14 protein-coding genes are annotated in these 12,443 nt (G+C 44.3%); 13 read left to right on the plus strand and 1 reads right to left on the minus strand.

What is annotated here, in order from left to right:
* Positions 1-737: hypothetical protein (locus Q1Q15_RS09405; RefSeq protein ID WP_300458878.1), on the minus strand; the 737-nt coding region annotated here is incomplete at its 3' end.
* Positions 738-1,005: 268 nt separating this feature from the next.
* Between Q1Q15_RS09405 and Q1Q15_RS09410 the strand changes: the two genes are divergently transcribed.
* The 13 genes from Q1Q15_RS09410 to speE all read left to right on the plus strand — a co-directional run bounded on the left by Q1Q15_RS09410 (position 1,006) and on the right by speE (position 12,426).
* Positions 1,006-2,301, plus strand: a complete 1,296-nt coding sequence (locus tag Q1Q15_RS09410; RefSeq protein WP_300458880.1) for a glutamate-5-semialdehyde dehydrogenase — start codon at positions 1,006-1,008, stop codon at positions 2,299-2,301.
* 9 nt (positions 2,302-2,310) lie between these two features.
* Positions 2,311-3,441: a glutamate 5-kinase gene (gene proB, locus Q1Q15_RS09415; protein WP_300458882.1), complete on the plus strand. Its 1,131-nt coding sequence runs from the start codon at positions 2,311-2,313 to the stop codon at positions 3,439-3,441.
* Between the two features lie 150 nt (positions 3,442-3,591).
* Positions 3,592-4,020 (plus strand): response regulator, encoded by a 429-nt coding sequence (locus Q1Q15_RS09420; RefSeq protein WP_300458885.1) that lies wholly within the window; start codon positions 3,592-3,594, stop codon positions 4,018-4,020.
* Positions 4,021-4,051: 31 nt separating this feature from the next.
* Positions 4,052-5,308 carry an electron transfer complex subunit TmcD gene (gene tmcD, locus Q1Q15_RS09425; protein WP_300458888.1) on the plus strand — a complete coding sequence of 419 codons (1,257 nt, stop codon included), beginning with the start codon at positions 4,052-4,054 and terminating at the stop codon, positions 5,306-5,308.
* Positions 5,309-5,335: 27 nt separating this feature from the next.
* Positions 5,336-5,995, plus strand: a complete 660-nt coding sequence (tmcC, locus tag Q1Q15_RS09430) for a TmcC family electron transfer complex membrane anchor subunit (protein WP_300458891.1) — start codon at positions 5,336-5,338, stop codon at positions 5,993-5,995.
* Between the two features lie 19 nt (positions 5,996-6,014).
* Entirely contained in the window at positions 6,015-7,370 is a 1,356-nt protein-coding gene (gene tmcB, locus Q1Q15_RS09435; protein ID WP_300458892.1) for an electron transfer complex ferredoxin TmcB, read from the plus strand.
* A 1-nt stretch (position 7,371) separates the two neighbouring features.
* Entirely contained in the window at positions 7,372-7,764 is a 393-nt protein-coding gene (gene tmcA, locus Q1Q15_RS09440; RefSeq protein WP_300458894.1) for an acidic tetraheme cytochrome c3 TmcA, read from the plus strand.
* Between the two features lie 14 nt (positions 7,765-7,778).
* Positions 7,779-8,129: a DVU0259 family response regulator domain-containing protein gene (gene divK, locus Q1Q15_RS09445; protein ID WP_300458896.1), complete on the plus strand. Its 351-nt coding sequence runs from the start codon at positions 7,779-7,781 to the stop codon at positions 8,127-8,129.
* A gap of 86 nt (positions 8,130-8,215) precedes the next feature.
* Positions 8,216-9,124, plus strand: a complete 909-nt coding sequence (locus tag Q1Q15_RS09450; protein ID WP_300458899.1) for a universal stress protein — start codon at positions 8,216-8,218, stop codon at positions 9,122-9,124.
* A 157-nt stretch (positions 9,125-9,281) separates the two neighbouring features.
* On the plus strand, positions 9,282-9,653 hold the full coding sequence (locus tag Q1Q15_RS09455) for a hypothetical protein (RefSeq protein WP_300458901.1): 372 nt from the start codon (positions 9,282-9,284) through the stop codon (positions 9,651-9,653).
* A gap of 150 nt (positions 9,654-9,803) precedes the next feature.
* Positions 9,804-10,502: an MBL fold metallo-hydrolase gene (locus tag Q1Q15_RS09460; RefSeq protein WP_300458903.1), complete on the plus strand. Its 699-nt coding sequence runs from the start codon at positions 9,804-9,806 to the stop codon at positions 10,500-10,502.
* A 144-nt stretch (positions 10,503-10,646) separates the two neighbouring features.
* Entirely contained in the window at positions 10,647-11,483 is an 837-nt protein-coding gene (gene speD / locus Q1Q15_RS09465; protein WP_300458905.1) for an adenosylmethionine decarboxylase, read from the plus strand.
* 76 nt (positions 11,484-11,559) lie between these two features.
* On the plus strand, positions 11,560-12,426 hold the full coding sequence (gene speE / locus Q1Q15_RS09470; RefSeq protein ID WP_300458907.1) for a spermidine synthase: 867 nt from the start codon (positions 11,560-11,562) through the stop codon (positions 12,424-12,426).
* Positions 12,427-12,443: the final 17 nt, after the last annotated feature.

The raw sequence follows: 12,443 nt of genomic DNA on the forward strand, positions 1-12,443 counted from the left end.
TCACTGATCTGTCCGGTTGCCGAGATGGATACCGTTCCGGTGTCTGCATCATCGTTGGTTGTCCACTGGTAGGTTCCGTCACTTTGAATTGTCAGGGTTCCTGCTTCAGCGCCATAGTTGCCGGTCAGTTCTTCCGGGGTGGCATTGATAGACGGGGTTCGGGCTCCCACAGAATACCAGGTGCCGGTCAAGTCGGAAGGGGAATAAGTGTCAGCCGCTTTTACCAGGACAATGGTGCCCTGCTCATGATGACGGGTGTTATGAAAAACAAGGGTCATCACGTCTTTTTCTGCACTCATATACCAGCCGAGAATGTCATCGGCACCTGTATCACTGATCTGTCCGGTTGCCGAGATGGATACCGTTCCGGTGTCTGCATCATCGTTGGTTGTCCACTGGTAGGTTCCGTCACTTTGAATTGTCAGGGTTCCTGCTTCAGCGCCATAGTTGCCGGTCAAGTCTTCGGCTGTGGCATTGATAGACGGGGTTCGGGTTCCCACAGAATACCAGGTGCCGGTCAAGTCGGAAGGGGAATAGGAGACTGCCGTTTTTATTTTTGAGGCTACCTGAAGATCGTAAATAATATCATTGAAGCTCAGCTTATCATTCTTATCACTATCGTACAGCATCGGGTGGGCGGTTTCAGCAATTGTCGGTGTAAAAGTAGTAAAGATGAATAAAAGTAAAACAATTAGGGCCATGAAAAAGCGATGGGGTATTGGAAAACTCGGGTGCATAGGGTTCCTTTTCGATGAGCGGTTCAGCATATAAAAAAAGTTGAGTTATTAAAATTGAACCTTATAGAGGAATGTTTCCAACAAATCAATACAAAAGCACTTAACCGCAGACAGACAGCAACCGCACCGGTTATGTTCACACCGCATTTATTCTCATGCAAATACCTTGCTCGGGGGTGGTTTTTACCCTTGACAGAAAAACGAATTTAATGGTTGAATAGCGATTTGACTATAAGAATTGAAAGCGTTAACGTTTAAGGATAAAAGAATGGATATTCATGCACTCGCCGCTCAATGTAAAAGCGCTGCCATCTCGATGTCAGCCCTTTCAAAAGATATAAAAGACGTTGCTCTGCAGCAGATTATCATGGCATTAGAAGACAATCGGGACCGTATTGTTGATGCCAATCAAACCGATCTTGACCAGGCGCAAAAAGATCAATTGGATGCCCCGTTGATGAAGCGGTTGAAATTTGATGATGCCAAATTATCCGAAGCCCGGGAAGGAATTGCCAGTCTGATAAAACTGGAAGATCCGGTGGGAAAGACGTTGACGGCCACAGAACTGGACAAAGGGCTTACCCTGTTTAAAGTGAGCCGGCCCATTGGCGTGATCGGGGTGATTTTTGAATCCCGCCCGGATGCCCTGGTACAGATTGCCGCGCTCTGCCTGAAAAGCGGGAATGCCGTCTTGCTCAAAGGCGGCAGTGAAGCTTCAACCACCAACCAGGTGTTGGCAGATATTATTTCCAGGGCTGGTGTTGATTCAGGGTTGCCCGAAGGATGGTTGGGGCTGTTGGAAACCCGTAGTGATGTGGATCAGATGTTGAGGCTGGACCGCTATGTGGATTTGATTATCCCCCGGGGCAGTAATGCATTTGTGCGCTATATCATGGACCATACGGTTATTCCTGTGCTGGGACATGCAGACGGGATTTGTCACCTGTATATTGATCGGGATGCCGATCCCAAAATGGCCGTGGATCTGTCCGTGGACAGCAAATGCCAGTATGTGGCCGTATGTAATGCCGCAGAAACCATCCTGGTGCATGAATCCCTGGCCCCTGAGATTCTTCCGGTTTTAAAAAAGGAACTGGAAGCCCAAGGGGTTAAAATTTATGGGTGCCTTCGCACAATTGCCGTCATAGATGTCGAAACAGCCACGGAGAAAGACTGGCAAACCGAATATCTTGACCTGATGGTTTCCATTAAGGTTGTCCCGTCGTTGAAAGATGCTGTTGCCCATATTAACCGGTATGGATCAGGTCACACCGATGTGATTGTCACCGGTGATAAGAACCGGGCAATATATTTTATGGATCATACGGATACTGCAGACGCGTTCTGGAATTGCAGCAGCCGATTCGCCGACGGGTTCAGGTTCGGCCTGGGCGCTGAAGTGGGGATCAGCACCAATAAGATCCATGCAAGAGGACCTGTGGGACTTGAAGGACTCATGATTTACCAGTGGCGGATGATCGGGGACGGGCACATGGTAAAGGATTATACCGGCGATGGGGCAAAACCCTTCACCCATAAACCGTTAAACAAAAACTTCAGTTAGAGGCGGGGTATGCCAAAACAACGTTTGATCACAGCCAGACGAGTGGTCGTAAAATTGGGCAGTAATGTGATCACTGCAAAGAACAGTTTGAATCTGGAAGTGATCGAATCCATCTCCCGGCAGATCGGCTGCTTGATGGACAGGGGCATTGAGGTGATCCTGGTCTCTTCCGGTGCCATGGCAGCCGGGCTCCGAAAAATGGGACTGACCCGGCGCCCGGTTGAGATCCCCAAACGCCAGGCTGTTTCAGCACTTGGTCAGAGCGGACTGATGAATGCCTATGAAAAAACCTTTGCCGACTGTGATAAAAAAGTGGCCCAGATTCTGTTGACCGGGGAAGATTTAAACAATCGGAAGCGCTATCTGAATGCAAGAAATACCCTTCGTACCCTCATTGAATGGCATGTGGTCCCCATCATTAATGAAAACGATACCATCATGGTGGAAGAAATTAAGCTGGGGGATAATGACAATCTTGCCGCCATGATCACCCTATTGATGGATGCTGATTTTTTGTTCATTTTAACCGATATTGACGGGTTGTATAATAAAGACCCGAGACGTTTTACCGATGCACGGCTGATTCCCAAGGTTGCCACCTTTAAAAAAGAAATTGAAGACTTTGCCAGCCATATTCCCGGAACACTGGGCACCGGGGGAATGCTCAGTAAAATTCAGGCGGCTCAAAAAGTGACATCCGCCGGAATTCCCATGATTGTGGCCCGGGGCAATACGGAAAATGTCCTGTTGCGGCTGTTTGAAGGTGAGAGCCTGGGCACCTACTTTGTTCCAAGAAAAGAACGAATGGCCAGCCGGAAATGCTGGATTGCCTATACCCTTGACACCAAAGGCAGCCTTGTGATTGACGACGGGGCCGTTCGAGCGGTCCGGCAGAATGGGAAAAGTCTGCTGCCCATAGGGGTTGTCGCAGTGGAAGGGGATTTTGAAGAAGGGGCTGCGGTCTGCTTTAAAACGTCTGACAATGAAATCATCGGTACCGGCTTGGTCAACTACCGGTCTGTGGACATTAACTTGATAAAAGGATTAAAAACGTATCAGATAGAAGCCTGCCTTGGTGATAAACATTATGATGAAATCATTCATCGGGACAATCTGGTGTTGAAAGATTGTTGTGGGTGATGAGGACTTCTAAAATTCTCTAAAATTAGAAATATTTCTAATTTATTTTCTAATTTTTGATAACTATGGTATGGTCTAATGAAAGTGCCCAACTGAGAGATTTATAACTATTTGATTTTATATATTTAATTTATTAATTTGGATTCTGGCATGGTTTCTGCTTTCACGATGTTAGTATTTAATCATTTAATTTTGGATATAATGGATCAACAACCTAAAAAATCACCTCAGATCATGTTTGTCGATGATGATGATCATGTTCGGGATTCCTTAAAAGTCTTCTTTGACAGCACTCAGATGAAAATTTTGATATTTAAATCCGCATCTGAAGGGTTGAATTCTCTCAAATACCAGAAAATTGATATGGTGATTTCAGATTATTTTTTGCCGGATATGAACGGTGTTGAATTTCTAAATCAAGTGGCCATTGGTAATCCGGATATCATTAGAATTTTAATGGCAACGATTGTCAATGATGAGTTAAAGCTTGACATACTCAAAGCCGGAATAGATCGATTCATAGAAAAGCCGCTGACCGTAGCATCTTTGGATACAATTATTAACGAATTAAAAAGTTAATGCACGTTTACTAGGACATTCGGAGATAAAAATGGAAGAGAGCAAATCTTTTGACTGGAGTACGGATTTAAAGGAAGTGCCTGTCCGGGAATGGAAAGACCGGTTCGTCTGGGTGGAGGAACCCTATGTCAGTCAGGACGGGGAGACCATTGCCAGCATTGTAAATGTTGAGGAAGCCGTGTTCACTGTCTGTGAAAACGGTAAAACCTGGGACAGCGAGTATGAAAAGGCCTGGTGTTTAAGGCCAATTCCGGACGGTCAATTTGCCGCGTGTGTCAGCAGTGATGAGGAATGGACAGTGAGCATCAGCGGCAATGAATGGGAGAACCGGTTTGATTTTATCTGGAATTTCCAGATGAATCATGATGGCACCCATATCAGCCTGGCCGTTCAGAAGGATTCAGAATACGGAATGGTGGTCAATGATGACCCCTGGGACCGGATGTATGAAAACATTAATGAAATGGTCTTAAGTGATACCGGGAACTCTGCGGCTGTCGTACAGGTATCCTCAATGGCAGCTGCAGATATAGAAGCGTTTAAACAGGGAGTTTTTTCCTGTGCCGTCAATGGAAAAGCCATTGAAAAAAACTTTTTAAATATCTGGGATATCAGCTTTGATACATCCGGTGAAAACGTGGCCTATGGGGTGAGAACGGATCGAACCAGCTACAGCATTGCGGTCAACGATAGTCCTTGGGACACGTCGTTTCAATCGGTTTGGAAACCCCTGTTTTTACCCGGGGACACCTCGGTCATCGCACCGGTTAAAACCGGTGGTAAATGGATGCTTTACAAAGATAACCAACCGTTCTGGAAAACCCCGTATAACCAATTGTGGAAACTGGCGATTTCCCCGGAAACCGGAAAAATTGCGGCCATTGTCTCAAATGATTTTGGTAAATGGACGGTTGCAGAAAATGATGTTTCCTGGGACCTGAGCATTGATCAGATGATCTTCGATATTGTTTATTCAGCGGATGGGTCAACTCTGGTGGCTGTTTTCAAGGATAAAGAGTGCTGGACACTAGCAGTGAATCAAAAAAAATGGGATCTTGCGGCGGATAAGGTGTTTGATCCGTGTGTCAGCCCGGATGGCAGCATTGTTTGTGTTGTGATTGAAAAAAAAGGTCAATATTTTTTGGTGGTAAACAACCATATCATCCCCACTGGGTTTGATTTCATGACAACCCCAGTGATCAGCCCCGATAGCACTAAAATTTTACAAAAGGCAGTAAAAAACGGTGTGTATCAGCGACAGATACTTTCACTGGACAAGATTTTATAAAAGGATATTTCACCAAAGGAGATGAATATGAATGCCTTTATAGCGTTTATTATGGGACCCATGGTCTGGATTGCTTTTTTGATTTTCATCCTCGGTCTGATCTTTAAACTGGTTGTCATTATCAAAGATGTGAATGCCAGAGAGTCCTATGTTTATTCGTATTTAAGTGTAAAATACAGTCTGAGATCCATCTTTGCCTGGTTAATTCCATTTTTTCCCCAAAGTACGAGACAAAGCCCGGTATTTTATGCCATATCGTATATCTTTCATCTGCTGTTGTTCATTGTGCCTGTTTTTTTGATGTCCCACATTGTTTTGGTCAATGAGGCGTTCCAATTGTCCTGGTTTGCATTGGACGACACCCTGGCCGATATATTAACGGTTATAGTGGTTCTTGCCCTGGTGTTTTTTGCCGTCCGAAGACAAACGGTTCCGGAAGTAAAGTATTTAACGTCCTTTAATGATTATGTGTTACTTATAATTGTTGCATTGCCTTTTATCACGGGATTTCTGGCATATCATCAGTTTTTTTTCTATCGACAGATGGTCATCGCCCATGTGATTTCGGGCGAGCTGGTCCTTATTCTCATTCCGTTTTCAAAATTTTCCCATATGGTGATGGCGCCGCTGACAAGGGCTTACATGGGATCTGAATTCGGAAATGTCAGACATGCAAAAGATTGGTAATCAGCCAAAGGAGATTGTCATGCCAAAGGAAACAACAACGGAGGACGTACCCATTGTGAAACAAAAGAATACGGATGAAGCGGTTGAAGCCGGCCTGGCCAGACTGACACCGGAACGAATAAAAACCACCATCAACCAGGTGCTTGAAAATGAGACCGGGCCCAAATTTAAAGCCTATGTCGAAACCTGTATGCACTGCGGTTTATGTGCCGAAGCCTGCCTCTATTTCCTGTCAAATGATCGTGATCCCAGCTATTCTCCGGCAGGTAAGGTAAAACAGACCATCTGGGAAATGTTGGAAAAAAAAGGTGATGTATCAACGGATTTCCTGAGACGGGCCGTTCATATCGCCCATACGGAATGCAATGTCTGTAAGCGCTGCTCCATGTACTGTCCGTTTGGGATTGATATTGCCTATTTGATGTTGATGGTTCGCAGAATCTGTCATAAGCTTGAAATCACCCCTTTATATATCCAGGATACCGTGAACAGCCATTCCGCCACCATGAACCAGATGTGGGTCAAGGAAGATGAATGGATTGACACCCTTCAATGGCAGGAAGAGGATGCCAGGGAAGAGTTTGAGAATTTAAGAATTCCCCTGGATAAAGTGGGGGCGGATATCATGTATTCGGTTATCGCGCCTGAACCGAAATTTCAGGCCGGTTTAATCTACCAGGCCGCCACGATTATGCATGCCGCAGGGATTGACTGGACCATGCCTTCAAGTCCCGGGTGGGACAATAGTAATATGGCCATGTTTACAGGGGACAATGAAATTTCCGGCCGTATTGCCCGGGCATTTTACGAAACTGCGGCAAGGCTGAAGGTAAAGCGTATTGTCATGGGGGAGTGCGGTCATGCCTTCCGGTCCATTTATGATGTGGGAAATCGGTGGGTGGGATGGGCCATGCCGCCCTTTGAAGTGGTGCATGCCATTGAGTTCTATCATCAACTGCTGACATCCGGCCGGATTACCATTGCGGATAAATATAAAAAAACCGTTACACTTCATGATCCCTGCAACGTTTCCAGGGGAAGGGGATTGCACGATATGGCAAGGGAAGTGACAAATATGGTGTGTGACTCCTTTATTGAAATGACCCCCAACCGGGAACATAATTATTGCTGCGGTGCCGGCGGCGGTGTGATCAATTGCGGCCCTCCTTATAAAGGCGAGCGGATGATCAACAACCGCGTAAAGGCTGAACAATTAAAGGCAACCGGCGCTGAAGTGTTGATTGCGCCCTGTCATAATTGTCACAGCGGACTTGAAGACATTGTTCATCACTATGATTTGAATATGGAAGTGAAGTTTTTAGGGGATATTATTTTTGAAACCATGGAAAAGAAAATCTTTAACCCGGGAGATTAAGATGACACGAACGCTTGTTTTTATGGGTTTCATATTGTTTTTATTCACGGCTGTTGTGGCGTTTTCCAATACTGAGCCCGGAACAGATGAATTAGAAAGACTGGATACTTCAGCATTTGAAAAGCCCCAGAGACCGGGGGCTGTTTTTGGGCATGACGATCATAATGAAATGGCCGGCATAGAGGACTGTGATGTTTGTCACCATGTGTATGATGGTAAAAACAGGGTTGAGGGGGAATCCAGTGAAGACAGCCCCTGCTCTGAATGTCATTCGTTAAAGGCCAACCCGGAAAATTTGATATCCCTTTCGGTGGCCTATCATAAACGATGCAGAAACTGCCATTTTGAGACAAATAAAGGGCCGGTTCTTTGCGGTGAATGTCATATCAAATAGTCAGGAGGGACAGGATGAGTAAAAAAATTATGATCGTGGATGATGATCCGGCCATAACAAAATATCTGGAAGCACTTTTTACTGACAATGGGTATGACACCTGTATTGCAGTGGATGGTAAGAAAGCCGAGGCAGTGTATGCGGCTGAAAAACCGGATTTGATCACACTTGATCTTGAAATGCCGGAAGAATGGGGTCCCCGATTTTTTAGAAAAATCAGCAAGTCAAAGGCGTTTAATACGCCTGTCATCGTTATCAGTGGGTTGTCCAGCACCCAGTATTCGATTCCAAAGGCAGCTGCCATTTTCGGCAAACCCTTTGATGCCCAGAAGCTGGTGGAAAAAGTATCTGATTTGTTGAGCTGAGACCCTTATTCGCCAAGGGCATTTGTAAAATAGCAGGTCAATGACAAAAGGAGTGCCCTGACACGGGTCAGCCCTTTGAGGTCGTTATGTTTAAAAAAATATTATGTGCTACTGATACGTCTACTGCCTGTGATTTGGCAGTCAAAACTGCTTTTGAATTGTCGCATAAATATAGTTCTGAGCTCATCCTGCTTCGCGTTGATCCGGAGGTTTCAAGTGAAAGCTGCCGGTTTGTTCCGGATATGCCGGCATCAAACAAGACAAGTCCTGGGCCGGATTATCTTGCATGGGTCAAAAAAAAATGCATGAAAACGGGTGATGGGGACCTGGATATAAAATCGCCAGCACCCTTATACACGGTGCTGGAAGGGGAGCCTTCCGAAGAAATTCTTAAGGTCGCATCCGTAAACAACGTGGATTGCATTATCATGGGCGCCCATGGTCGGGAAAACGATCTTGCCGGGACAGACGTCAGGCGAACTGTGGGTAAGACCCTTCAAACGGTTGCACAAAAAGCCCGGTGCCCGGTATTGAGTATTGCAAGATCTTGTGAAACCAGCTTCTGGTATTTTAACCAGATTGTTTTTGGAACGGATTTTTCAACAGCGTCCATGTCTGCCTTTCAATACGCCTATAAACTGGCAGATTATATCGGGTGTAAACTGCATATCTTTCATGCCCTGGCGTTAGGTCCATCTCATACAAAAGCCATTCCCAGCCAACGACAGATTGAAGACCAAATAGATGAGGCAAAAGTCAGAATAGAAGAACAATATGTTTCTCAAATGCACAATTTTGATAATTATACCATCGCTGTATGGGAAGGCCGTCCCTCGGTGGAGATATTAAAATTTGCCAGGGAAACATCCGGTGACCTTATTGTAATGGCCCATCACAGCAGGGCGTATACGTCTGATGCCATTGCTTTCGGTCATACCATCGAGCAGGTGGTGCTTCGATCCGCCTGCCCCGTGATCAGTGTGAACTGCCATTGATAGAGATGTCCTCCAGCTTTTGGCAGGAAGGATCTTTTATTCCCCATACCTGTTTTTTCAGATTTAAAAAATTAACGCCATGCCATATTGACAAAGATTAACTCTTAATTTATTTTCCATAATTTAAGGTATGAACTTTTGGTGTGAGGTGTGGCAGATGACAAAAAGACTGACGATACAGATGGCTGTTGATGAATTCGATTGCTATGATCTGTATAAAGAGATTATCGAATCATATGGCGAAGACCTGGAAGACCCCAGTCTTATCTCAGACCTCTATGATTTAATTGATGAGTATGATGAAGAATTTGACTTTTGGCCGGATTTGGAAGGGGATTTTTCAGAGAGTTTTGAAAGAAATCTAAAAGATGCCATCACAACCCTTGTTGAGGAGAATGATGACCTGTCATTTGTTGATGCTGATTATTCAGGGGAGGGTGACATTCCTGATATATTTGATAAAGACTTTGATGATACTGATGCAGATATGGATATTGGTCTTGATGACGAGGAGGACCTGGAATATTAAGGGTAATACCGCTTTTAATTTTATGATAAATCTTGTAAAAGCAGGTTCTAAATCAGCTCGACAATTCAGTTAAAAATGATATTCGTATCATTCAGTTTGATTTTATATGATTTTAATGCGCTAATTTTAATGTACTAAAGTGAGGTTTTTGTGTTTGTTAAACAATTTAAATATTCCGCCGATAACCTGGGATATCTGGTATTTTCAACAAGTGAAGGGATTGCCATTGATGCCGGGGGCGTGGACGATATGCTGGCATTTGCTGAGAAAAATGCACTTCACATCAAATATGTCATCAACACCCATTCTCATCATGATCATACCCAGGGGAATGCAGCCATCCTTGAGCGAACGAATGCTCAATTTATTGACTGTAAACAGATTCGATCCGATCAGACCCTGATGCTTGACAAGGAGAGCCTGGAAGTGTTTTGCACCCCCGGTCATACAGATGATTCCGTGACATTCAAGGGCGATGACTTTTTGATCACAGGGGATACCTTGTTCAATGGGACCGTCGGCAATTGTTTCACCGGTGATCTTCATGCTTTTTTTCTTTCCTTGAAACGCCTGATGTCGTTGTCGGGACATTTCAAGATTTATGGGGGGCATGATTATGTGATCGAATCCATGGAAATGGCAAAAACCATTGAAAAAGAAAACCCGCATATAGAAGCATACCTTAAAAAATATACTCCCGGGTTAGTTGTCTCCACTTTGGCGGATGAATTAAGGGTAAATCCATACATCCGGTTTAATGCTCCGCCAATGATAAAAAATTTACAGAAGCGGAACATGCCTGTGGATACTGAGTTTGATAGATTTAATGGCATAATGGAAATCTATTGATTGTTATTTTTCCCTGGTTTGATGCCCTTGATCATTCAGTATTCACGCCTTATTATAAGGGGCAACGTACGTCGATATTTAGGGGGCCTGCTATTTCGCAGGACCATAACAGGTGGTTATTATTCAGTATTGGAGAGAGCATTAATGCTTGATAAAAATATTAAGGTTTTCGATGATTCCCAGGCGGACGCTTGTTTTGCCCTGGGAAGACAATTGACCATTGAGTATTATGAATGCGGCGCAAATGTCCTTTTAGACGAGGGTGTGGTGGAAAAGATTTTGTTAAAAGCGGCTAAAGAAAGTGGTGCCACTATTATCAGTTCTTCGTTTCATAAATTTGATCCCCAGGGCGTCAGTGGTGTTGTCATTATAGCAGAGTCTCATTTTACCGTGCATGCATGGCCGGAACATGATTATGCTGCAGTGGACATATTCACCTGCGGAGACAATATTGACCTGGAAATTGCCATCAATTCCATGAAAGCGTCTTTTAAATCTGAAAATGTGGTTGTGTCTTCTGATCAAAACAGGGGGATTATTGCCAAGCCGTTTGAGCAAAAGAAAATGGGTCAAATGGTTAACAATTCAAAAATCTATCCGATTTCCTGGAAAAAAGAGGTTGAACGGAAAAATCCCTGGGGCGTTTTAACCTCTGTGGACATTTATGAGAGTGACCCGCAGATTATCCGGGATGCGAACAGCATTGAGCGGTTTGTATATGAACTGTGCGATCTTATCGATATGAAGCGATTTGGGGAGTGTCAGGTCGTCCATTTCGGAGAAGATGAAAAAGTAGCGGGGTTCAGCATGACCCAACTTATTGAAACCTCCTTGATTTCAGGTCATTTTGCCAATGCATCAAACAGGGTTTACCTGGATGTTTTTAGTTGCAAATATTATGAACCCCGGGAAGTTGCAGAATTTGCCATGTCATTTTTTAAAGGCAGGCATTATAAAATGCAGATCGCTCTAAGACAATAATTCAATCCAATTGGAATTGCCCTGAAAGTGAAGGTGCTTTTAATTCTTGGGTAGATGGGGTATATACTGTATTAAAATGAAAAATTATAGCAAAATAAACGACGGCTGGTTTTCAGAAATATGTCCCATGTGGCCCGGGATATCATTATCCCTTGAGATCGAAGCAATCCTCTATAGTAAAAAAAGCCCCTATCAGCAGATTGACCTTTACCAGACCCGCAACCACGGGAAAATGCTTGTTTTGGATGGCATTATTCAATTGACGGAATCAGATGAATTCGCGTATCAGGAAATGCTGGCCCATGTTCCTTTGTTTGCCCATCCCCACCCGGAAACGGTTCTGGTCATTGGTGGCGGTGATGGGGGGGTTTTAAGGGAAGTGGGTCGCCATGACGGTGTGAAAATTATTGATTTTTGTGAAATTGATGAAGCCGTCATTGACGTGTCAAAAGAATTTTTGCCGGATATGGCCTGTGGGTTTGACGATCCCAGGGTTCGGGTTCATATTGGAGATGGCAATGCATATATCCATGGCCACAAAAATAAGTATGATGTAATTATCGTGGATTCCTCGGATCCCATCGGCCCGGGGGAGATTTTGTTTGAACAACCGTTTTATGAAGGGTTAAAATCCGCTTTAAAACACAATGGGGTGATTGCCACCCAGGGCGAATCATTTTTTATGCACAAGGAGTGTGTCGCCAACCTGGTAAAAATCACAAAAGAGTTGTTTGTGGTACAGGGATATTCATCTATTCTGGTACCCACGTATCCTGGCGGTCATATCGGTATCTGCCTGGGATCTTTAGGGCCGGAAGTAAAAAAACCGTGTCGCTCCCTGTCTGAATCGTTTCAACAGCAATTGAAATATTATACCCCCCAAATCCATGAAGCCTCTTTTGTTCTACCGTATTTTGCCAAAACCCTTTTTGACTCCATATAAATGAATAAAAGAGAGTC

Source organism: Desulfobacula sp. (assembly GCF_030145145.1).
In the GTDB taxonomy this organism is placed as follows: domain Bacteria; phylum Desulfobacterota; class Desulfobacteria; order Desulfobacterales; family Desulfobacteraceae; genus Desulfobacula.